This is a genomic window from Chromobacterium sp. Ag138, from assembly GCF_055181315.1.
In genome coordinates, this window is the sequence record NZ_JBUPWA010000001.1 from 2,311,716 (window position 1) to 2,333,580 (window position 21,865).

16 protein-coding genes are annotated in these 21,865 nt (G+C 68.5%); 10 read left to right on the forward strand and 6 right to left on the reverse strand.

The genetic code is table 11. From position 1 onward, the window contains the following. Positions 1–99: 99 nt before the first annotated feature. On the forward strand, positions 100–3,534 hold the full coding sequence (dnaE, locus tag ACY3GB_RS10610) for a DNA polymerase III subunit alpha (protein ID WP_463088703.1): 3,435 nt from the start codon (positions 100–102) through the stop codon (positions 3,532–3,534). 384 nt (positions 3,535–3,918) lie between these two features. Here the strand turns inward: dnaE and ACY3GB_RS10615 are convergent, their stop codons facing one another. Further along, the gene (locus ACY3GB_RS10615) at positions 3,919–5,889 is read right to left on the reverse strand and encodes a phosphocholine-specific phospholipase C (protein ID WP_463088704.1); all 1,971 of its coding nucleotides are present in this window, start codon (positions 5,887–5,889) and stop codon (positions 3,919–3,921) included. A 233-nt stretch (positions 5,890–6,122) separates the two neighbouring features. Between ACY3GB_RS10615 and ACY3GB_RS10620 the strand changes: the two genes are divergently transcribed. The 7 genes from ACY3GB_RS10620 to ACY3GB_RS10650 all read left to right on the forward strand — a co-directional run bounded on the left by ACY3GB_RS10620 (position 6,123) and on the right by ACY3GB_RS10650 (position 11,595). After that, a complete protein-coding gene (locus ACY3GB_RS10620) occupies positions 6,123–6,563 on the forward strand; it encodes a GNAT family N-acetyltransferase (protein WP_463088705.1) in 441 nt (146 codons plus the stop codon). A gap of 39 nt (positions 6,564–6,602) precedes the next feature. After that, positions 6,603–6,812 (forward strand): DUF485 domain-containing protein, encoded by a 210-nt coding sequence (locus ACY3GB_RS10625; protein ID WP_021477974.1) that lies wholly within the window; start codon positions 6,603–6,605, stop codon positions 6,810–6,812. Then, positions 6,809–8,272, forward strand: coding sequence for a sodium:solute symporter family transporter (locus ACY3GB_RS10630; RefSeq protein ID WP_463088706.1), 1,464 nt, complete (start codon positions 6,809–6,811; stop codon positions 8,270–8,272). Before ACY3GB_RS10625 ends, ACY3GB_RS10630 begins: the two co-directional genes overlap by 4 nt. A gap of 26 nt (positions 8,273–8,298) precedes the next feature. Then, the gene (locus ACY3GB_RS10635; protein WP_463088707.1) at positions 8,299–8,922 is read left to right on the forward strand and encodes a glutathione S-transferase family protein; all 624 of its coding nucleotides are present in this window, start codon (positions 8,299–8,301) and stop codon (positions 8,920–8,922) included. Positions 8,923–9,020: 98 nt separating this feature from the next. Then, positions 9,021–9,533: a cupin domain-containing protein gene (locus tag ACY3GB_RS10640; protein WP_463088708.1), complete on the forward strand. Its 513-nt coding sequence runs from the start codon at positions 9,021–9,023 to the stop codon at positions 9,531–9,533. Positions 9,534–9,538: 5 nt separating this feature from the next. Then, entirely contained in the window at positions 9,539–10,216 is a 678-nt protein-coding gene (locus tag ACY3GB_RS10645) for a M15 family metallopeptidase (protein WP_463088709.1), read from the forward strand. After that, entirely contained in the window at positions 10,213–11,595 is a 1,383-nt protein-coding gene (locus ACY3GB_RS10650; RefSeq protein WP_463088710.1) for an FAD-binding oxidoreductase, read from the forward strand. Before ACY3GB_RS10645 ends, ACY3GB_RS10650 begins: the two co-directional genes overlap by 4 nt. A gap of 31 nt (positions 11,596–11,626) precedes the next feature. Here ACY3GB_RS10650 and ACY3GB_RS10655 read toward each other — a convergent pair whose 3' ends face one another. The 5 genes from ACY3GB_RS10655 to ACY3GB_RS10675 form a co-directional block, all read right to left on the reverse strand. Next, the gene (locus ACY3GB_RS10655; protein ID WP_463088711.1) at positions 11,627–13,453 is read right to left on the reverse strand and encodes a tetratricopeptide repeat protein; all 1,827 of its coding nucleotides are present in this window, start codon (positions 13,451–13,453) and stop codon (positions 11,627–11,629) included. Between the two features lie 89 nt (positions 13,454–13,542). Next, on the reverse strand, positions 13,543–15,420 hold the full coding sequence (locus ACY3GB_RS10660) for a methyl-accepting chemotaxis protein (RefSeq protein WP_463088712.1): 1,878 nt from the start codon (positions 15,418–15,420) through the stop codon (positions 13,543–13,545). A 387-nt stretch (positions 15,421–15,807) separates the two neighbouring features. Next, positions 15,808–17,436: a 3-(methylthio)propionyl-CoA ligase gene (locus ACY3GB_RS10665; RefSeq protein WP_463088713.1), complete on the reverse strand. Its 1,629-nt coding sequence runs from the start codon at positions 17,434–17,436 to the stop codon at positions 15,808–15,810. A 121-nt stretch (positions 17,437–17,557) separates the two neighbouring features. Then, the gene (locus ACY3GB_RS10670; RefSeq protein WP_221663865.1) at positions 17,558–18,082 is read right to left on the reverse strand and encodes a response regulator transcription factor; all 525 of its coding nucleotides are present in this window, start codon (positions 18,080–18,082) and stop codon (positions 17,558–17,560) included. Next, the gene (locus ACY3GB_RS10675) at positions 18,079–19,335 is read right to left on the reverse strand and encodes an ATP-binding protein (protein WP_463088714.1); all 1,257 of its coding nucleotides are present in this window, start codon (positions 19,333–19,335) and stop codon (positions 18,079–18,081) included. The genes ACY3GB_RS10670 and ACY3GB_RS10675 overlap by 4 nt, the downstream gene beginning before the upstream one ends. Before the next feature lie 119 nt (positions 19,336–19,454). Here ACY3GB_RS10675 and ACY3GB_RS10680 point away from each other — a divergent pair, with 119 nt between their 5' ends. Together ACY3GB_RS10680 and ACY3GB_RS10685 are read left to right on the forward strand one after the other, a co-directional pair. After that, a complete protein-coding gene (locus ACY3GB_RS10680; protein ID WP_463088715.1) occupies positions 19,455–21,380 on the forward strand; it encodes a TonB-dependent copper receptor in 1,926 nt (641 codons plus the stop codon). Between the two features lie 72 nt (positions 21,381–21,452). Beyond that, positions 21,453–21,860: a hypothetical protein gene (locus ACY3GB_RS10685; RefSeq protein WP_463088716.1), complete on the forward strand. Its 408-nt coding sequence runs from the start codon at positions 21,453–21,455 to the stop codon at positions 21,858–21,860. Positions 21,861–21,865: the final 5 nt, after the last annotated feature.

The window sequence follows — 21,865 nt, forward strand, 5'->3', positions numbered from 1 at the left end:
CAATGCCAACATTCTAATGTGCATGGCCGCCGCCGCACCAGCCGCTTTTTGTCGGCGATTCAACTGGTTTGCCACAGCGCCAGCCGTTAAAATGCCGGGATGAACGCACCCCGCTTTGTCCATCTTCGCCTCCACTCGGAGTTTTCCATCACCGACGGCATCGTCCGCCTCGACGACGCGGTCAAGCGCGCCGTCAAGGAACAGATGCCCGCGCTCGGCGCATCCGACCTGATGAATCTGTTCGGCATGGTCAAGTTCTACAAGAGCTGCCGCAACAAGGGCATCAAGCCCATCGTGTCGGCCGACATCTGGCTGGAGAACGAGGAAGACCGCGACAAACCTTACCGTCTGCTGCTGACGGCGAAGAACCGCGAGGGCTACCGCCGGCTGTGCGAGCTGCTGACCGAGGCGTTCAGCCACAACCAGTACCGCGGCCGCGCCGAGATCAAGCGCGAATGGCTGGAATCCGGCGACAACAGCAATCTGCTGTGCCTGTCCGGCGCCCACCTGGGCGACGTCGGCGTCGCGCTGTCCATGGGCCAGCGCGACGAAGCGCGGCGCCGCGCCGAATACTGGGAAAAACTGTTTCCGGGCGCGTTCTATCTGGAAATCCAGCGCGTGGACAGCGCTCAGGTGGAAAACGTGGTGCAGGCCACGCTGTGGCTGGCCGGCGAGCTGGCGCTGCCGGTGGTGGCCACCCATCCGATCCAATTCATGGAGAAGGAAGACTTCAAGGCGCACGAGGCGCGGGTATGCATCGCCGAAGGCTACACGCTGGGCGACAAGCGCCGGCCGCGCGCCTTCAGCGAATGCCAATACTTCCTCAGCGCCGACGAGATGGTGGAGCGCTTCGCCGACATCCCCGAGGCGCTGGCCAACACCGTGGAAATCGCCAAGCGCTGCAATATCTCGGTGGTGCTGGGCAAGAACTACCTGCCGCTGTTCCCGACGCCGGACGGCATGTCGCTGGACGACTTCCTGGTCCACGAAGCCCAGCGCGGGCTGGAAGACCGGCTGAAGCAACTGTACCCGGACGAGGCGGAACGCGAAGCCAAGCGGCCCGATTACGACGCGCGGCTGAAGTTCGAGTGCGACACCATCATCCAGATGGGTTTCCCCGGCTACTTCCTGATCGTGGCGGACTTCATCCAGTGGGGCAAGGCCAACGGCTGCCCGGTGGGCCCGGGCCGGGGTTCCGGCGCCGGCTCCCTGGTGGCGTACAGCCTGTCCATCACCGACCTCGACCCGCTGAAGTACGCGCTGCTGTTCGAGCGTTTCCTGAATCCGGAACGGGTGTCCATGCCCGACTTCGACGTGGACTTCTGCCAGGAAAACCGCTGGCGGGTGATCGAATACACCCGCCGCAAGTACGGCGAGGAGGCGGTGAGCCAGATCGCCACCTTCGGCACCATGTCGTCCAAGTCGGTGATCCGCGACGTCGGCCGGGTGCTGGACCTGCCCTTCGGCCTGTGCGACCGCCTGTCCAAGCTGATTCCGCTGGAAGCCAACAAGCCGCTGAGCCTGACCAAGGCGATGGAAGTGGAGCCGCAGATCGGCGAGATCATCGAGAGCGAGGGCGCGGGCGAGCTGATCGAGCTGGCGATGAAGCTGGAAGACCTGACCCGCGGCATCGGCATGCACGCCGGCGGCGTGCTGATCGCGCCGGGCAAGCTGACCGACTTCTGCCCGCTGTACATCGCCAGCGGCGACGGCGCCTCCCCCGTCTCGCAGTTCGACAAGGACGACGTCGAGCAGATCGGCCTGGTGAAGTTCGACTTCCTGGGCCTGCGCAACCTGACCATCATCGAACTGGCGCAGAAATACATCAAGGACACCACCGGCGAAGACGTGGACGTCGCCCACCTGCCGCTGGACGACAAGCCCGCGTACAAGGTGTTCGCCACCGCCAACACCACCGCCGTGTTCCAGTTCGAGTCCACCGGCATGAAGAAGATGCTGGTGGAGGCCAAGCCCAGCAAGTTCGAGGAAATTATCGCCTTCGTGGCCTTGTACCGCCCGGGCCCGATGGACCTGATTCCGGACTTCATCCAGCGGATGCACGGCGCCAAGTTCGAGTACCTGCACCCGCTGTTGGAGCCGGTGCTGGCGCCGACCTACGGCATCATGGTGTACCAGGAGCAGGTGATGCAGTCGGCCCAGGTGATCGGCGGCTACAGCCTGGGCGGCGCCGACTTGCTGCGCCGCGCGATGGGCAAGAAGAAGGTCGAAGAGATGGTGGCCCAGCGCGCGATGTTCGTGCAGGGCGCGGCCAAGCAGGACATTCCCGAGTCCAAGGCCAACGAGATCTTCGACTACATGGAGAAGTTCGCCGGCTACGGCTTCAACAAGTCGCACGCCGCCGCCTACGCGCTGGTGGCCTACCACACCGCCTGGCTGAAGGCCCACCACTGCGCGGCCTACATGGCGGCGACGATGTCCACCGAATTGGACAACACCGACCAGCTGAAGGTGTTCTACGACGACTGCCAGGACAGCAAGAACGGCATCGATTTCCTGCCGCCCGACGTCAACCACGGCTTCTACCGTTTCGTGCCGGTCAACCGCAAGCAGATCCGCTACGCGCTGGGCGCGATCAAGGGCACCGGCGAGTCGGCGGTCAACCACATCGTCGAGGCGCGGGAAGCCGGCGGACCGTTCACCGACCTGTTCGACTTCTGCAAGCGAACCGACAAGAAGCTGGTCAACAAGCGGGTGATCGAGGCGCTGATCCGCGCCGGCGCCTTCGACGCCATCGAGCCCAACCGCGCGCTGTTGTTCGCCAACGTCGGCCTGGCGATGGAGGCCGCCGAACAGGAACACGCCAACGCCAACCAGGGCGGCCTGTTCGACATGTTCGGCGACGACGTCGCGCCGGCGGTGGAGATGGTGGCCACCCGGCCGTGGAGCGACGCGGTCAAGCTGGCCGAGGAAAAGCTGGCGATCGGCTTCTACCTGTCCGACCACCCGTTCTCCGCCTACGAGAAAGAGGTGCGCGGCTTCATCAAGACCACGCTGTCCCGCCTCAGCCCGCGCAAGGAGCCGCAGCTCTTGGCCGGCTTCGTCACCGGCATCCGCGTCAAGGTGGGCAACCGCGGCAAGATGGCCTTCGTGCAGCTGGACGACGGCACCGCCAAGCTGGAAGTCAGCCTGTTCGCCGAGAGCTTCGAGCTGAACCGCGACAAGCTGAAGGAGGACGTGGTGCTGGTGGTGGAAGGCAAGGTCAGCGAGGACAGCTTCTCCGGCGGCCTGCGCATCGTCGTCGACAAGCTGTACAGCCTGGGCGAGGCGCGCAGCCGCTACGCCCGCGGCCTGGCGCTGCAGCTGCCGGCCAAGCCCGACATCGCCCGCCTGAAGGCGGAGTTGCACCCGTTCAAGAGCCAGGACGCCGGCAGCCTGGTGCGGCTGGCCTACAACAACGGCAAGGCCAAGGGCGAACTGATGCTGCCGCAGGAGTGGGGCGTGCGCCTCGACGACGGCCTGCTGCTGGCGTTGACCGAGTGGCTGGGAGAAGGCAAGGTCAAGGTGCTGTGGTGACCCCGCCCCTCTGATGCGCAATCCGCGCCGCCGTTCGCTTGAACCGCGGCGTTTTTCATTCCGGCGCGCCGGCGCCGCCTCCCGCGAATGGGAAGAAATGCCGGCGCCGCGACATGGGACCGCCTCAAGCGCTTTCACCGGCACCAGGCGCCATGCGCGCTGGCGCTGCTGGCCGCGGCCAACCTGCTGGCTTCGCCGCAGCAGCTGTGGATAGCCTCGCCGGCGCTGGGGCATAGGCCTGCTGCTGCCGGCGGTCAACACTTTCCAGCTGCTGCCCATCCTGGGCCCGAGCGGGGGGAGACGGCTGGTGCAGAAGCGGCTGGGCCGCAAGCTGTCGCTCCGAGCGGCGGAGGCCAGCGCCCCGCCCCCGAAGCGGGGCCTCTCTCAGCCGGTGACGCTGGGAGCGCCGGTTTCCACATGGCCGACCAGGCGGCGCAGGAAATTGGCGTCGTTGGTGCAGCTGACGGTGAAATCGTACCAGCCGTAAACGCCGGACAGGTTCCAGCTCAGTATCTGGCTGCCGCCGTTGGCCACGCTGACCTGCTGCGGCGCGGAGCCGCCATAGCCGTTGGCGCTGATCTGGAAAGTCACCGGCGACTTGCCGCCGTTGCTCAATTGCAGCGTCAGCTGCGGCACGCCCGCCACCACCGATGCCGCGCCCACCGCCTCCAGCACGCCGGTCGCGCTGCGGAGGTTGCCGACGAAGCGGCGCAGGAAGCCGTTGGGGCCATACATCGTCAGGTCGTAGAACCCGCCGCCATAAGTCTGGGCGTGGAAATAGTCCTTGATCTCGCCGCCGGCCGGCACGTCGTACTGCCACGGGCCGTCACTGCGGTACTGGTTGGCGTAGATCGAATAGTGGACGGCCTGGCTGCCGCCGTTCTGCATGTGCGTCCAGAAGATGCCGCCGGCAACATCGGTGCTGCCGTAACCGTTGCACTGGTAAGGCAGCGCCCGCGCCGGGCGGCGGCCGCCTTCCGGCAGCGGCATCTGGCCCGGCACCGGCGCGGTCGGCGCCGGCCAGCCCTTGCTCTGCTGTGCCTGGGTCAGCAACGCGGCGGTGTCGGGGAAGGCCGGCACGCTGGGATTGCGGTTGGAGAAATCCAGCGCGCTGGAGAGATCGCCGCAGATCTGCCGGCGCCAGGCCGAGATGTTCGGCTCCTGCACGCCGGTCCAGGTTTCCAGGAAGCGGATCACCGAGGTGTGGTCGAACACTTGCGAGCAGACATGGCCGCCGCGGCTCCACGGCGACAGCACCAGCATCGGCACCCGCGGCCCCAGGCCGATGGGCTTGCCGCCGATGAACTCGGCGGCGGTGCCGGCCGGCGGCACCGGCGGCGGCATGTGGTCGAACAGGCCGTCGTTCTCGTCGTAGTTGAGCAGCAGCACCGTGGACGCCCACACGTCCGGGTTGGCGGTTAGCGCCTGCAACACGCGGTCCAGCAGGTAGGCGCCGGCGGCCGGCGGCGCGCTCGGATGTTCGGAATACGCCTCCGGCGCGACGATCCACGACACCTGCGGCAGCGTGCCGTTGATCGCGTCGTTGCGGATGGCCGCTACCAGGTCCTGCACCGAGTTGCCGCTGACCTTGGGCACCGAGCTCATGCCGCGGTCGCACAGCGGATTGCCCGGCTTGGCGCTGCGGTACTGGTTGAACCAGGCCAGCGCGTTGTCGTCGTAGTTGTCGCCCAGCACCTGGTATACCTTCCAGCTGACGCCGGCCGCCTGCAGCCGCTCCGGATAGGTGGTCCAGCTGTAGCCCTTCTCGCTGTTGTCCGTCACCGGCCCGCCGTTCTTGCCGGCCGGGTCCACCATGCCGCTCCACAGGTACAGGCGGTTGGGATTGGTCGGGCCCTGCACCGAACAGAAATAGTGGTCGCACAGCGTGAAGGCGTCGGCCAGCGCGTAGTGGTAGGGAATGTCGGCGCGGGTGAAATAGCCCATGGTCAGGCTGCTCTTGGCCGCGATCCAGCTGTCGTACTTGCCCTGGTTCCACGCCGCGTGGGTGCCGGTCCAGGAATGGTCCAGATCGGTCAGGTACTGGGCGTTGGTGCGGCTGGTGTCCAGCCGGAACGGATACTCGCCGTTGGACAGATTGGGCTGGCGGAACACGCTGCCGCCGTTGCGCAACTGCAGCGCGCTGCGGTCGCCGAAGCCGCGCGCGCCGCCCAGCGCGCCGAAATAATGGTCGAAGGACCGGTTTTCCTGCATGAACACCACCACATGCTTGACCGCCGATAGGCTGCGCCCGGCGGGACGTATCGCCATCGCGGCGGCCAGCCCCGGCGGCAGCGCGCCGGCGGCCATGCCGGCGGCCGACAACTTGAGAAACTCACGACGTGACATCTCGCTCATGACAACGCTCCGTAAATTTTCAGGATTCATGACCCTGGCAAGCCAGGCCAAGCGCGCAGTGTGCTCATGCAATGTGATGGCTTGATTAAAGGACAGCCGGCGGCGAGCGGCGAGGCGCCGCTGGCAGACGGGACAGCTGGACACGCCGCGCGTCATCCGTTGCGCCCCCTTTTCCATCGGACGCGCATCGATTAACCTTGCCCGCTCGCCACACCCAAGCAGGATGACCGCCCATGCAGCTACGCCAGGCCCGACTGTCCGACCTTCCCGCCGTGTTCGCCATTGAGCAGGCGGTGTTCGGCAGCCACGTCTACCCCGACTTTTTCTTCCGCCAGGCGCTGGACCTGTGGCCGGACTGGTTCTGGCTGGCCGAGGACGAAACCGGCGCGCCGGCAGGCTACGCGCTGGGCGCGCCGTCCCAGCGGCCAGACGAGCTGTGGCTGCTGTCGCTGGCGCTGCTGCCGTCCTGCCGCGGCCGCGGCGCCGGCAAGGCGCTGATGCAGGCGGCGCTGCAGGCGATGAAGCCGCGCGCGCGCAGCATCCGCCTGACCGTGGCCCCGGCCAATCCGGCGGCGGCGCTGTACCGCAAGCTGGGTTTCGCCGAGATCGTCGCCGAGGCCGACTACTTCGGCCCCGGCGAGGCCCGCTTGCTGCTGGAGTGGCAACCCGGCTGACATGCGCTACACTGGCGCTTTTGCCCGATTGAAGCGCCGATGAAGTCCGCATTGCTCCAGCGCCTGCTGGCCGCCCTCACCCTGGCCGCCTGCCTCGGCTATTTCCTGGTCCTGGCGCTGCGCCCGGACTGGCTGTCCGGCTGCGTCGCCGGCCTGCCGCTGTCCATCCTGCTGGCGCTGGCGGTGATCCTGCTGCTGTGCCTGGTGTCCACGCTGTACAGCCGCGTGGGCGACGGGGAGGACGCATGAGTGCGTCCCAGCTGCTGTTCCTGGCGCTGACGCTGCTGACCCTGGGCCTGACCGCCGCCGCCCGCCGCCGCACCGCCTCCCTCAATGACTTCTACACCGCCGGCGGCCGCCTGCCGGCCTGGCAGAACGGCCTGGCGCTGGCCGGCGATTACCTGTCCGCCGCCGCCTTCCTCGGCGCCGCCGGCATGTACCTGGGCCAGGGCTACGATTCGCTGGCCTACGCGGTGGGCACGCTGGCCGGCTGGCCGCTGCTCCTGCTGCTGCTGGCCGGACCGCTGCGCAAGCGCGGCCGCTACACCGTCGCCGGCGTGCTCAGCCAGCGCTTCGACCATGCCGGCGTGCGCCTGGTCAGCATCGCCAGCTCGCTGACGGTGACGCTGTGCTATCTGATCGTGCAGCTGGTGGGCGCCGGCAAGCTGATCGAGCTGCTGTTCGGCCTGCCTTATCTCGCCGCCGTCGGCCTGGTGGGCGCGCTGATGATGGCCTACGTGGCGCTGGGCGGCATGCTGGCCGCCACTTGGGTGCAGATCAGCAAGGCCAGCCTGCTGTTCGCCTGCGCGCTGCTGCTGGCCGCCGGCGTGCTGGGGCGTTACGGCGGCAGCCCCGCCGCGCTGTTCGCCGCCGCGCAGCAGCTGCGCGGCGCGGCCGCCTTCCTGCCCAGCCAGGCGCTGGCCGATCCGGTGGAGGCGCTGTCGCTGGCCCTGGGCCTGAGCCTGGGCCTGCTGGGCCTGCCGCACGTGCTGATGCGCTTCTTCACCGTGGCCGACGCCCGCGCCGCGCGCCGCTCGGTGGGCATCGCCACCTGGCTGGTGGCGGCTTTCTTCCTGCTCAACCTGATCATCGGCTACGGCGCGATGACGCTGATCGGCCCCGATCCGCGATTCCACGGCGCCGACGGCAAACTGCTGGGCGGCGGCAATATGGCGGCGCTGCACCTGGCCGAGCTGCTGGGCGGCGACTTCGCCCGCGCGCTGGTGGCCGCGGTGGCCTTCGCCACCATCCTGGCGGTGGTGGCCGGACTGATGCTGGCCGGCGCCAGCGCGGTCAGCCACGATCTATACGCCAGCTGGCTGAAACGCGGCCAAGCCGATCCCCGCCGCGAGCTCAAGGTGTCGCGGCTGGCCACGCTGGGGCTGGGCCTGGCGGCCATGCTGCTGTCCACCGCCTTCCAGCAGCTGAACATCGCGGTGATGATGGGCCTGGCCTTCGCCATCGCCGCCTCCGCCAATTTCCCGCTGTTGCTGCTGGCGCTGAACTGGCGCGGCCTAAGCGCCCGCGGCGTGGTGTGGGGCGGCGTCGCCGGCATCGCTTCGTCGCTGGCGCTGATCGTCTGCGGCCCGGCGGTATGGGTGGCCGCATTGGGCCACGCCGAGCCGCTGTTTCCCTACACCAACCCGGCACTGTTCTCGCTGCCGCTGGCCTTCGCCGCGGCCTGGCTGGGATCGCGCCGGCCGAACTAATCAATGAATTCAAGAAAGCGAACGCAATGAACAAGCTGACCCTGTACGGCAACCGCTACTCCGGCCACAGCTACAAGGTGAGGCTGGCGCTGATGCTGGCCGACATCTCGCATGATTACGTGCACATCGACATCTCGCTGCCGCGCGGCGAGCGCCCGGAAGATTTCCGCGCCGCCAGCCGCTTCGGCGAAGTGCCGGTGCTGGTGGCCGACGGCGTGCCGCTGTGCCAATCCAACGCCATCCTGCAATGGCTGGCCGACAGCTACGGCGCGCTGGGCGGTGCCTTGGGCGAGCGCCAGCGCGTGCGCGAATGGCTGAACTGGGAAACCAACCGCCTCGGGCTGTCGCTGCCCAATCTGCGCTACTCGCGCCTGATCGCCCACTACGAACCGGCGGTGGAAGCCTGGCTGGAAGCGCGGCTGCGCGCCGACCTGGCGGTGCTGGAAACCGAGCTGGCCGAGCGCCGCTACTTGGCCGGCGACCAAGTCAGCATCGCCGACGTGTCGCTCAGCGGCTACCTGTGGTGGCTGGCCGACACGGGCCTCGCCATCGCCGACTGGCCCAATATCCAGGCCTGGCTCGCCCGCATCGCCGCCCAGCCGGGCTGGCAGCATCCGGACGAGCTGATGTCGCCGGATATCCCGGAATAAACCCAACGGCCGCGGCGAGCCGGCAAGTGGTATGGTTGAAGGCTGACGCGCCCTGTTCGCGCCGCGCGGGCCGCCGCAAAAAAGACTGAGGGGAACTGATGAACCGACCCGACTGCATCAAGCACTGGAACGAGCTGCAAAGCGACAGGCCCCGCTATTACTCGGGCAGCCAGGAGCCGCTGTCGCGCGGCAGCCCGCTGGGCAAGCACTACGGCTTCGCCCGGCTCGGCATCCATCATGAGCTGCTGGAGCCGGGATGCCGCACCAGTTGGCCGCATGCCGAAAAAACCGAAGACGAGTTCGTCCACGTGCTGGAAGGCACGCCCGACGTCTGGCTGGATGGCAGCCTTTACCGGCTGCAGCCGGGCGACTCGGTGGGCTTCAAGGCCGGAGACGGCCTGGCCCACACCTTCATCAACAACACCGAACAGATCGTCCGCCTGCTCTGCGTCGGCGACACCTACCGAGCGGACAACCGCATCCATTACGCCGTGCATCCCGAACGCAACCGCTTCCTGGGCCCGCTGCACTGGCACGACGCGCCGGAGCGCGAGCTTGGCGGCCACGACGGCCTGCCGGACAAGCTGCGCGACAACAACGGACCATTCTAAAGCCGATGAACAAGATGCTGACGCTAGCCGATCCGTCCCTGCTGGACATTCCCGTGGCCGGCCATGCCGAGCCCTTCGTCGACCTCGCCGCTTATCCGGACTGGGCGGTGGATCTCAGCCGCAGCCAGATCTCCAGCCGCAGCCCGCATTTTCTGAAGGCCCGCCGCGCGGTGGCCGAGCGGCTGCGCGACGCCGCCCGCCGGCTGCCGGACGGCCTGCGCTTTTATGTCAAGGAAGCCTACCGCCCGCTGGCGCGCCAGCAGCGCTCCTACGACGAGCACCTGGCTCGTCTGCGTAGCCTGAGGCCGGAATGGGATGAGGCCGCGCTGCTGCGCGAAGCCAGCCTCTACATCGCGCCGCCGGCGGTCGCGCCCCATCCCACCGGCGCGGCGCTGGACGTGACGCTGATCGACGCCGCAGGAGCGGAACTGGACATGGGCTGTCCGTTCAATGCCGACAGCGAGGCGTCCGCCGGCGCCTGCTACACCGATAGTCCCGGCCTCTCCGAATCCGCCCGCGCCAACCAGCGCATCCTGGTCCTGGCGATGCAGGCCGCCGGCTTCGTCAACTACCCGTCCGAGTGGTGGCACTGGTCGTACGGCGACCGCTACTGGGCGGCGCTGAGCGGCGCGCCGGCCGCGCTGTACGCCGCCGTCGACGAAAGCTTTCTGGAATCCGCATGAACGATTTTCTGCCCGCCCTGGCCGCCATCGTCGGCCCGCCACACCTGCTGACCGACGACATCGACACCGCGCCGTACACGCTGGACTGGCGCCGCCGCTACCAGGGCGCGGCGCTGGCCGTGGCGCGGCCGGGCTGCACCGCCGAAGTGGCCGAAGTGGTCAAGCTGTGCCGCGCGCACAAGGTGGCCATCGTGCCGCAGGGCGGCAACACCTCCACCTGCGGCGCGGCGACGCCGGACGGCAGCGGCCGCCAGCTGGTGCTGGCGCTGCGCCGGCTGAACGCGATCCACCATGTCGACACCGACAACAACGCGCTGACCGTCGAGGCCGGCGTCACGCTGCAGGAGGCGCAGCAGGCGGCCGAAGCCGCCGGCCGCCTGTTTCCGCTGGCGCTGGCCTCGCAGGGCAGCTGCCAGATCGGCGGCAACCTATCCACCAACGCCGGCGGCGTGGCGGTGCTGCGCTACGGCACCATGCGCGAGCTGACGCTGGGGCTGGAGGCGGTGCTGCCGGACGGCCGGGTGCTGAGCCAGTTGCAGGGCCTGCGCAAGGACACCACCGGCCTGGACCTGAAGCAGTTGTTCATCGGCGCGGAAGGCCAGCTGGGCCTGATCACCGCCGCCACGCTGAAGCTGTACCCGCTGCCCAGCGCCCACGCCACCGCGATGGCCGGCGTCGACGACATCGAGACGGCGATAGACTGGCTGAACCGGCTGCGCGATCGCTTCGGCGACCGCCTGACCGCCTTCGAGGTGATGGACGCCAACTGCCAGCAGGTGCTGCAGCGCCACCACCCGTCGCTGATGCCGTTCACCGCGCCGTGGCTGATTTTGATCGAGCTGTCCGACGGCGGCGATCCGGTGCCGCTCAACGACGCGCTGGTGGAATGGCTGTCCGCCCAGACGATGGCCGACGGCGTAGTGGCGCAGAACGAGACCGAGCGGCGCAAGCTATGGACGCTGCGCGAGGAGATATCGGAAAGCCAGCGCAAGGACGGCCCCAGCATCAAGCACGACATCGCGGTGCCCACCTCGGCGCTGCCGCGGCTGGTCCGCGACTGCGCGGCGGACCTGGAGACAGCTTTCCCCGGCGTGCGCATCGTCGCCTTCGGCCACGCCGGCGACGGCAATCTGCATTACAACGTCAGCTACACCCGACCCGGCAATGCCGACCTGTTCGACGACGAGGACGCGGTCAACGCCATCGTCTACGGCCATGTCTACCGGCTGGGCGGCACGCTGGCGGCCGAGCACGGCGTCGGTCAGCTGAAAAAGGATTGGCTGGTCCGCTACAAGGACCCGCTGGCGCTGGAGCTGATGCGGACCATCAAGACCGCGCTGGACCCGGACGGGCTGATGAATCCGGGCAAGTGGCTGTAGGACGAAGCCCCGGCTCGCCTGGCATTCCGCCCTAGCCGCCAGACAGCCGGGCAATCGTCTCGCCCCATCCCTCCCCGCGCCGCCGCCGCGCCAATGTCAGCGACGCATACCAAGGCGTGGCATCGCCGTCTATGCCCCATCTCCAGTCGGTGTGCGCATCCGCCAGCAGCAGCCGGCAAGGCGTGCCCAGCGCGCCAGCCAGGTGCGCCATCGCAGTGTCCACCGCGATCAAACCATCCAGCTCCGCCAGCAAGGCCGCGCTGTCGGCGAAATCCCCCAATTGGGAGCCCCACTCAGCCGCGCCATGTTCGAGCAACCATTGCCGTTCGACATCGCTCGGCTCCGGCTGCAGCGAAATCCAGTTGACGCCGCGATCCGCCAATAGCGGCAGCAAGGCCTCCGGCCCCGGCAGCGAGCGGCAATGATCGAACGGATGCTCGGCGCGGCCGCGCCAGACCAGGCCGATGTTGCGGCCGGCCGGCAAACGCGCGCGCCAGGCCTGCCGCAGCGCCGGATCGGCCTGCAGATAGCTTTCCGCGCGCGGCTCGAAATCGCGCAAGGCCCAGGGCAGGCTCATGGAAAACACATGGCAATCGTGCGGCGGAAAGTCGGCCGGATAGCCGCCGCCCATCGCCTGCCATTCCACCGGCGGCCATTGCCAGCGTAACAGCGGCAGCAGCGGCTCGCGGCACAGCGCGGCGACGCGCGCCGCGCCCTGTGCGAGCAGCGGATTCAGATAGCGGCTGAACTGAATGGCGTCGCCATAGCCCTGCTCGAACAAGACCAGCAGCCGTCGTCCCGCCAGGCTCTCGCCCTGCCAGCTCGGCGACGGCATCGCGGGATAGGCGGCCGCTTCCAGCCTGGCCTCGTGATGGGCCCAGCCAGCCGCCCAGTCGCCGCGCGCCAGTTGCAGATAGCCCAGGTTCTGCCGCAACCGGCGGTGCGCCGGCTGCGACGCCAGGCCCTGCTCCCAGGCTTGCCCGGCCTCCTCGTCCCGGCCCCGCTCCCGCAGGGCCAGCCCCAGCAGGTTCAGCCAGTCGGCGCGGCCGGGCTCCGCCGCCAGCGCCTGCCGCGCCAGGGTCTCCGCTTCCGCCGCGCGCCCGGTGGCGAGCAGCAGCGAGGCCAGATTGGGCAGCGCCGCGCCGGGCGCTGTCGCGTGGGCGGCGCGCAAATGTTGCTCGGCCTCGTCCCAGCGCCGCCGGGCCATCAGCAGCAAACCCAGATTGTTGCCGGCGGCGGCATGGCCTGGCGCCGACTCCAGCGCGCGCCGCAGCATGGCTTCGGCCTCCCCGGCCTCGCCCCTCTCCTCCAGCAGCCGTCCCAGCAGTTGCAGCGCCTCGGCATCGTCAGGTGCCTCGTCCAGGCAGGCGTACAGATGCCCTTCGGCCTCGCCGTTCCGGCCCTGCTCGGCCAGCAACCGGCCCAATTGGTAATGGGCGGCCGCGCCGGGCTGCGAGGATAGCCGGAGACGGAAGCAAACCTCGGCCTCGGCCAGCCGGCCGGCGTCCTGCAGCAGATTGCCCAGATTGCCCAGGCTGGATGGATGACCGGGGTCGCGCGCCAGTTCGGCGCGGTAATGGGCCTCGGCCTGCGCCGCGTCGCCCTGCTCCGCCCGCAGGCAGCCCAGGTTGTAATGCGCGTCCGGCGCGGCCGGGTCCAACGCCAGCGCCTGGCGCCAGCATTGCTCGGCCAAAGGAAGCTGCGCCAGCCGGGCCGCGCAGACGCCCAGCAGATTCCATAACGGCGCGTTGCCGGACTCGGCCTGCAGGCCTGCCTGCGCCGCGCGTAGCGCGCCGGCCAGGTCGCCTTCGGCCAGCAGCCGGGCGGCGAGCAGGGTGTCGGGAGAAAGCGGGGTCATCTTGCGTCCGCCAATCGGAAAGTTGCTTCGGATCATCGACGCAAAAACGCCGCCTGGCAAGGCGGCGTTCGGGAGGGCGGAAGCGGTTGTTACAGCCGGAACTTGTTGAACTCGGCGTCCATCTTGCCGGCGTTGCCGGCCAGGCCCTGCAAGGTGCTGCTGACGTTCTGCAGCACGTCGTCGTTTTCCAGCACGTGGCCGTTGATCGCCTCGGAGCTCTGCGCGATCAGCGTGGTGGCCTTGTGCTGCTCCTGGGTGGAGTTGGAGATTTCGCTCATTTTGGCCACCACCTCCAGCATCGACGCGCGGATGGCGGCGATATTCTCCACCGCCTCGCGGGTCAGGCCGACGCCCTCGTCCACCGCCTGCACCGTGTTGTTGACGTCGCCGACCGCGCGGCCGGTTTCCTCGCGGATCGCGCCCACCATATTGGAGATCTCCAGCGTCGCCTGCGCGGTGCGCTCGGCGAGCTTGCGCACCTCGTCGGCCACCACCGCGAAGCCGCGGCCCTGCTCGCCGGCGCGGGCAGCCTCGATCGCCGCGTTCAGCGCCAGCAGATTGGTCTGGTCGGCGATGTCGCGGATCACGTTGGTGATGCCGGAAATCTCCTGCGAGCGCTTGTCCAGCGAGGACAGCATTTCCTCCAGCCCGCGCACCGACTGCACGGTGTTTTCCATGCCCGACGACAGGCGCTGCATATTGTCGGCGCTGGCGGCCAGGTTCTGCCCGGTGGCGCTGGCCAGATCGTCGGCCTGGCGCGCGCTGTCGGCGATATGGGAGATGGAGACGGTGATCTGCTCCAGCGTGGCGGCGTTGGACGAGGACACGTCGGAGATGTGGCGCGAGCTCTGCGCGACGTCGGCCACCAGCTGGCTGGCGTCCTTCACCCCGCCGACCACGCCGGCGGCATCGCCCTTCAGGCCGCGGAACAGGTGGCCCAGCTGGCCGACGAAGGTGTTGAACGCGCGCGCGGTGGCGGCGATCTCGTCCTGGCCGTCGTCCTTCAGCCGCAGCGTCAGGTCGCCCTGGCCGCGGGCGATGTCCTCCATCGCCGCCTTCAGCCGCGTGAGGCCGGCCAGCATCTTGCCGATCACCAGGCTGGCGAACGGGATCATCAGCGCGAACACCAGCAGCGTCAGCCCGCCTATCGTGTACAGCAAGGTGTGCAGCGGGGCCAGGATCTCGTCGCGGTCGGACACCAGCGCCAGAATCCAGTTGGTGCCGGGAATGGCCTGCGCGGCGATCAGCATGCTCCTGCCGCCGATATCGACATCGGACGCCTTGTCGTTCTGCACCAGTTGCGCGAGGCGGTCGGGCGTCAGCGCCGGCACCACGCTGGTGATGGGCTTCAGCGTCAGGTCAGCCTGCGGGTGGGCGATGACGGTGCCCTTCTTGTCGATGATGAAGGCGTAGCCGTTGCCGCGCACCTTCAGCGACAGCACCGACTTCACCAGCGTGTCCACCATCACGTCGCCGCCGACCACGCCGGCGAAAGCGCCGTTGTGGTTGAACGGCGCGGAGATGGTGACTGTCAGCTTCTTGGTGGCCTCGTCGACATAGGGATCGGTGACGACCGGCTGGCCAGAAGCCTGGGCCTGCTTGTACCAATCGCGGTCGGCCACCTTGTAGTCGGCGGGGGCCACCCAGTCGTCGGAAAACAGCGTGCGGCCGTCGGCGTAGCCGGCGTAGTTGACGTTGAAGCCGCCGGCCTTGGTGCCCACCTTGAGGAAGCGCATCGCGTCGGCCTCGCCCGCCACCGCGGTCTGGGCCACGATCTGCTGCTTCTTCTCGCCCAGCCAGGTGGTCACCACCGAGCTTTGCCCCTTCAGGCTGGCGGCGAATTCATTGTCCAGCCCCTCCAGGATTTCGGATCGCATCTGCGTGAAAACTATGGTCACCAGGACCAGGCCGAACAACGCCATCAACAGGGCATTGAACGCTATCAATCGACTACGAAGTGATTTCATCGCATTCCCTTCATTTCTACGCTGTATAGCCTGGGCGAAAGCCGGTCATTTCCTCGGCAGACTGGTTGTAATTTATTGGAAAGCCGGATGGATACGCTAAACCAAGCCGGCGCGCCGGCGCTTGATCAAGCTCATGCCGTTTTCACAATATGATAGGTGCAATGACGATGTCAGTCGATGTGAATAAGGGGAAGGAGCAGGCAAAAAAACACCCCTGCGGCAATGCGGCAGGGGTCAACACGAGGAAGAAACATCGGACCGGCCTCGGCCAGCGCGATATTTCGAGGGGCTAACACCTCAAAACCTTGCGGTTCTCAGTGCAGCCGGAATTCTAGCGTAATTGCTCTACGAAAATCCAGCACTTTAGAGCAATTCATCCAATCTTCATTATTCCGGCCAACGGTAATCGCGGAACTGCTCGCGCAGCTTCATCTTCAGCAACTTGCCGGTGGCGGTGTGCGGCAGCTCGTCGACGAAGACGACGTCGTTCGGCGTCCACCATTTTGCGATCTTGCCGTCGAAGTAGGCCAGCAGCGCCTCCCGCGTCGCCCGCGCGCCGGGCTTCAGCGTCACCACCATCAGCGGCCGCTCGTCCCACTTGGGATGCGGCACGGCGATCGCCGCCGCCTCGGCCACCGCGGGATGGCCGACCAGGATGTTCTCCAGATCGATCGAGCTGATCCATTCGCCGCCGGACTTGATCACGTCCTTGGTGCGGTCGGTGATGCGCATGTAGCCGTCCGGGTCGATGGTCACCACGTCGCCGGTGTGGAACCAGCCATCGGCGCTGTGGTTGGCGTCCAGCTCGCGCTTGAAGTACTGCGACAGCACCCACGGCCCCCTCGCCTGCAGATTGCCGAAGGACACGCCGTCGTGCGGCAGCGGCAGGCCGGCGTCGTCGACGATGCGGATGTCCACGCCGAACGCCGGCCGGCCCTGCTTGGTCAGCAGCGCGTTCAATTCCCGTCCTCGCAGGCCTTCGTGCTTGAGCTTGGGCGTGCTGGTGGTGCCGAACGGCGACAGCTCGGTCATGCCCCACAACTGGCGCAGCTCGATGCCGCGGTCGGCCAATTGCTCGATCATGCTTTCCGGCACCGCCGAGCCGCCGGCGATCACCCGCTTCAAGGGCGCGAGCGACAGGTTTTCGCGCTGGCAATATTGCAACAGCTGCAGCCAGACCGTGGGCACGCCGACGGTGGCGGTGACGCCCTCCCCGGCGATCAACTGCTGCAGGCTGGCGCCGTCCAGCTTCGGGCCCGGCAGCACCAGCTTGCTGCCGTTCATCGCGCAGCTGTATGGCAGGCCCCAGGCGTTGGCGTGGAACATCGGCACCACCGGCATCACCACCGCGCGCGCCGAGAGGTCGAAACTGTCCGGCAGCGAGCTGCCGAAGGCGTGCAGCACGGTGGAGCGGTGCGAATACAGCACGCCCTTGGGATTGCCGGTGGTGCCGGAGGTGTAGCACAGGCTGGAGGCGGCGTTCTCGTCCAGCCGCGGCCAGTCGTAGACGTCGCTGTGGCTGTTCACCAGGTCTTCGTAACAGAGCAGATCGGGGATGCCGCTGTCGGCCGGCAGATCGGCGCGCGCCGCCAGCAGCACGAAATGCTCGACGCTCTTCAGCTGGTCGGCCAGCTGCGCGACCAGCGGCAGGAAGGTGGCGTCGAACATCAGCACCTTGTCTTCGGCGTGGTTGACGATCCAGGCGATCTGCTCCGGGAACAGCCGAGGATTGACGGTGTGGCAGACGGCGCCGCTGCCGGACACCGCGAAGTAGATCTCGAAATGGCGGTAGCCGTTCCAGGCCAGCGTGCCCACCCGGTCGCCCGGCACCACGCCCAGCGACGGCAGCGCGTTGGCCAGCTGGCGGGCGCGGCGGGCGGCGTCGCGGTAGGTGTAGCGGTGCATCGGACCTTCCACCGTGCGCGACACGATCTCGGTGTCGCCGTGGAAGCGCTCGGCATGCGCGAGCAAATCCGCAATCAGCAAAGGCTGGTCCATCATCTGTCCACGCAGCATCGCGCATCTCCCCTTTATCGGTATGGAATCCGCACGTTACGCCGCGTTGGAGTTTTCACTCCAATAATTTTTTCTGATGGTCGGCCATTGTCCGATTTATATATTCGTCATCAGCTTTGACTCAGCTCTTGACCGGCCGTTTCGCCAGCATCCGCTGCAGGGTGCGGCGGTGCATGTTGAGCGCGCGCGCGGTGGCGGAGATGTTGCCGTCGTGCTCGGCCAGCACGCGCTGCAAATGCTCCCAGGTGACGCGGCGCAAGGACATCGGCTGCGGCGCCACCGGCAATTCCGGATTGGCCGTCTGCTGGGCGAAGGCGGCCAGGATCTCGTCTACGCCGGCCGGCTTGGCCAGGTATTGCACCGCGCCCAGCTTGGTGGCCTCCACCGCGGTGGCGATGCTGGCATAGCCGGTCAGCACCACGATGGCGCTGTCCGGGCTGGCCGCGCGCAGCGCCGGCAGCAGCCTGAGGCCGCTGTCGCCGTCCAGGTTCAGATCCAGCAGGATGCGCGCCGGCCGCTCGGCCGCCCGCGCCAGCGCCTCGGCCGCGTCGCGCGCCCAGGCGGCAGCGTGGCCGCGCCGCGCCAGCGAGCGGGTCAGCACCATGGCGAACGCCTCGTCGTCGTCTATCAGCAGGAAATCGCTCACGCCCCCTCCTCCAGCGGCAGTTCGATGCGGGCGTGCACGCCGCCCTCGGCGCGGTTGTCCAGCCGCAGCGTGCCGCCCAGCCGCGCCAGCGTGGCGTGGCTGAGCATCATGCCCAGCCCCAGGCCGGCCGGCTTGGACGAGTCCAGCGGCGCCAGCCCGGCGCGCGCCAGCTGCGCCTCGCTCAGGCAGCCCTGGCGGTTGACGATGTCCAGCCGCAGCCGGCCGCCGCTCAGGCCGGCCGACACCGCCACCTCGCCGCCGCCGGCCTCGGCCGCGTTGTTGATCAGATTGAACAGCGCCGGCCAGAACGCGGCGTCCAGCCTCACCTGCGGATCGTCGCCGTCCGGCGTCCGCCACTCCAGCCTCACGTCCGGCCGCAGGCTGCGCCAGCCTTCCAGCCGCTCGGCCAGCGACGCGAACAAGGGTTGCGGCCCGGCGCTGGGCTCGGAGCCGTGCTTGAGCCGGGACAGCGTCGCGCGGCAGCTGGCCAGTTGCGCCCGCATCAGCTGCAGGTCCTGGGACAGCGCGGCGTCGCCGGCCCGCTCGCTGAGCAGCTCGTCCACCAATAGCGTCATCGTGTTCAGCGGCGTGGACAGCGAGTGGGCGGCGCCGGCCGCCTGCATGCCCACCGCCAGCAGTTGCTCGTCGCGCAGCTGGGTTTCGCGCGCCTGCGCCAGCGCGTCGCCCTGATGGCGCAGCTGGCGGGCCAGCCAGGACACGAAGCCGGCGATCAGCAGCGCCGACAGCGCGAAGGAGATCCACATGCCGGACAGGTGCAGATTGAAGGCGTAGGCGGCGTTGCCGCCGTTCAGCGGCCAATCCAGATGCCACTCGAACAGCAAGCCGTAAGCCGCCACGCTGAGCGCCGCCAGCAGCCAGGCGAACCAGCCCGGCGACAGCAGCGCGGCGAACAGCACCGGCGGCAGGTACAGCGAGGCCAGCGGATTGGCCGCGCCGCCGCTGAAGGCCAGCAGCTCGGTCAGCACCAGCACATCGAACAGCAGGCCCAGCCGCAGCGCCAGCTCGGCCGGCAGCCCCCAGGCCGGCAGGCGCGGCAGCAGCAGATTGACCAGCGCCAGCGTGCCCAGCGCCTGGCCGACCAGCAGCCACGGCAGCGCCACCCGCTCCAGCGCGCAGCCGGCCAGCATCGCCGCCGCCAGCCACAGCATCAGCCAGCGCAAGCGCCGCACCCGCGCGCCGGCCTGCGGGGCATCCCCCGCCAGCGCCGGCGCGAACATCGCATTCCTATCCATGGCCTGAACTTTACCATCAAGCCGGCGGCGCGGCGGCTGCGACACTTTGCCGCATTGGTCGGCTCGGCGGCTTCCACTACCATCGCCGGTCAATAATTCCAACACAAATTGGCTCCGTGATGACAATCCGCCATCTGCTCCCCCTGCCGCTCGCGCTGGCCATCGCCCACGCCTGCGCGGCGGAAACGCCCGCCTTCGTCGGCGAAGAAGTGCTGGTGACCGCCACCCGCCTCGACCAGCCCCTGCAACTGTCGCTGGACCCGCGCGCGCCGCGCCAGCCGGTGCCGGCCGCCGAGGCCGCGCTGCTGAAGAACATTCCCGGCTTCAACGTCGCCCGCAAGGGCGGCAGCTCCGGCGATCCGCTGCTGCGCGGCCTGGGCGGCTCGCGGCTGGCCATCCTGGCCGACGGCGGCTTCGTGTTCGGCGGCTGCGGCGGCCGCATGGACCCGCCCACCGCCTACCTGTTCCCTGACGCCTACGACGCGGTGGACGTGGTCAAGGGGCCGCAGAGCGTGAAGCTCGGCCCCGGCCTGGTGGCCGGCGGCGTCAACTTCGAACGCAAGACGCCGCGCTTCGACCAGCCGGGCGTCCGCTTCAACGGCAGCCTGCTGGGCGGCAGCGGCGACCGCAACGACGCCTACGCCGACTTCGCCGCCGGCTCGCGATACGGCTACGCGCGCATCCTGGCCAGCCGCAACCACGGCGGCGACTACCACGACGGCGACGGCCGTCCGGTCCACTCGGCGTTCGACCGCGACAGCCAGACCGCCATCGTCGGCCTGACGCCGGGCCGCGACACCACGCTGGAAGTCTCGGCCGACCGTAGCCGCGGCCAGGCCGCCTACGCCGACCGGATGATGGACGGCAGCCAGTTCGACCGCGACGCCTGGGGCGTCAAGCTGGAGCAACGCCGGCTGACCAACTGGTTGGACGCGGTGCGCCTGCAGCTGAACCACAGCTATGTCGACCACGTGATGGACAACTTCTCACTGCGCCCGGCGCCCAAGATGAAAATGCTGGGCAATCCCGACCGCGAAGCCGATACCGGCCGCCTGAGCGCCGACCTGGCCTTCGGCGACTGGGAAGTCACCGCCGGCGTCGACTGGCTGCGCGACCGCCACCGCAGCCGCGGCGGCGTCGACTACCAGTTGCAGCCGCGCCTGCCGGATATGAGCTTCGACAACCAGGGCCTGTACGCCGAAGCGTCCACCCCCCTTGGCGCGCAGGGCAGGCTGATCGCCGGCCTGCGCCGCGACGCCACCCGGGCGGTGCAGGAAGCCGCGTCCAATGGCGGCATTCGCGCGGAGAACCGCTACCATATGGACGCCGGCTTCGTCCGCTACGAACTCAAGACCGGCGGCTGGACCCATTACGTCGGCCTGGGCCAGGCGCAGCGCGCGCCCGACTACTGGGAGCTGAACCGCAACGACGGGCTCGGCAAGGAAAGCAATCTGCAATTGGACGCCGGCCTGCTGTACCAGGACGACAAGCTGCAAGGCTCGCTGTCCGCCTACCTGAGCCGCGTCGGCGACTTCATCCTGGTCGACAACAACAGCCCGCAGAAGGCGCGCAACGTCGACGCCCGCCGCTACGGCCTGGAGAGCGAGGCGCGCTGGCGCTTCGCGCCGCAATGGACGCTGTCCGGCAGCGTGGCCTGGGTATGGGCGGCCAATCTGGACGACGGCCGGCCGCTGGCGCAAACCCCGCCGCTGGAAGGCAAGCTGGGCCTGAAATGGGACAACGGCCGCTACGGCGCCGGCGCCGCCTGGCGCGCGGTGCAGCGCCAGGACCGCGTCGCGCCCGGCCAGGGCAATATCGTGGGGCAGGACATCGGCGCGGCGCCCGGCTTCGCCACGCTGTCGCTGGACGCGGGCTGGAAGATCAGCAAGCGCTTCAAGCTGCTGGCCGGCATCGACAATGTGTTCAACCGCACTTACGCCGAAAGCGTCAGCAAGGGCGGCGGCATGGTGGCCGGCTACGCCCAGACCACCCGCGTCAACGAGCCCGGCCGCACGCTGTGGACCAAGCTGCAGGTCGAGCTGTAAATATCCAGCCGTCCTCTCGTCTCGGGGCTTCCAGTCTGCTAGGCTGGAAGCCTTTTTCACGATGGCGGCGGCATGAAGATTCCCTATTTCAAGATCCTGGCCTGCGGCCTGACGCTGTTCATCCTGCTGGGGCCGCTGGTGGCGCTCCTGGCCAGCGGCGTGGTGCCGATGATGGCCTACCTGATGGGCGCGGTGCCGGCGCTGGTCTTCGGCCTGCTGCTGTGCCTGCTGCGCATCGCGATGGCCGGCGCGGTGGAGCGCTGGCAGCGGCAATGGCCGGCCTGGCTGCTCGCCGTCGCCGCCTTCGCCCCCGGCGCGGTCAGCGGCAGCATGGTCACCCTGCTGTACGCCCGCATCGCCGAACCCCTGCTGTACAACGACTGGATGACGATGTATCTGGGCGCGATGGCCGGCGGCGTGTGCAACGCGCTGTTCTGGCGCATGCGCTTCAATGCGCCCGCCCAGCCAAACCGAGAATAGAGAGA

Coding starts and splice junctions, on each gene's coding strand:
- dnaE (WP_463088703.1), top strand. CDS start 100: ATGAACGCACCCCGCTTTGTCCATCTTCGCCTCCACTCGGAGTTTTCC.
- ACY3GB_RS10615 (WP_463088704.1), bottom strand. CDS start 5,889: ATGAGCGAGATGTCACGTCGTGAGTTTCTCAAGTTGTCGGCCGCCGGC.
- ACY3GB_RS10620 (WP_463088705.1), top strand. CDS start 6,123: ATGCAGCTACGCCAGGCCCGACTGTCCGACCTTCCCGCCGTGTTCGCC.
- ACY3GB_RS10625 (WP_021477974.1), top strand. CDS start 6,603: ATGAAGTCCGCATTGCTCCAGCGCCTGCTGGCCGCCCTCACCCTGGCC.
- ACY3GB_RS10630 (WP_463088706.1), top strand. CDS start 6,809: ATGAGTGCGTCCCAGCTGCTGTTCCTGGCGCTGACGCTGCTGACCCTG.
- ACY3GB_RS10635 (WP_463088707.1), top strand. CDS start 8,299: ATGAACAAGCTGACCCTGTACGGCAACCGCTACTCCGGCCACAGCTAC.
- ACY3GB_RS10640 (WP_463088708.1), top strand. CDS start 9,021: ATGAACCGACCCGACTGCATCAAGCACTGGAACGAGCTGCAAAGCGAC.
- ACY3GB_RS10645 (WP_463088709.1), top strand. CDS start 9,539: ATGAACAAGATGCTGACGCTAGCCGATCCGTCCCTGCTGGACATTCCC.
- ACY3GB_RS10650 (WP_463088710.1), top strand. CDS start 10,213: ATGAACGATTTTCTGCCCGCCCTGGCCGCCATCGTCGGCCCGCCACAC.
- ACY3GB_RS10655 (WP_463088711.1), bottom strand. CDS start 13,453: ATGACCCCGCTTTCTCCCGACACCCTGCTCGCCGCCCGGCTGCTGGCC.
- ACY3GB_RS10660 (WP_463088712.1), bottom strand. CDS start 15,420: ATGAAATCACTTCGTAGTCGATTGATAGCGTTCAATGCCCTGTTGATG.
- ACY3GB_RS10665 (WP_463088713.1), bottom strand. CDS start 17,436: ATGCTGCGTGGACAGATGATGGACCAGCCTTTGCTGATTGCGGATTTG.
- ACY3GB_RS10675 (WP_463088714.1), bottom strand. CDS start 19,335: ATGGATAGGAATGCGATGTTCGCGCCGGCGCTGGCGGGGGATGCCCCG.
- ACY3GB_RS10680 (WP_463088715.1), top strand. CDS start 19,455: ATGACAATCCGCCATCTGCTCCCCCTGCCGCTCGCGCTGGCCATCGCC.
- ACY3GB_RS10685 (WP_463088716.1), top strand. CDS start 21,453: ATGAAGATTCCCTATTTCAAGATCCTGGCCTGCGGCCTGACGCTGTTC.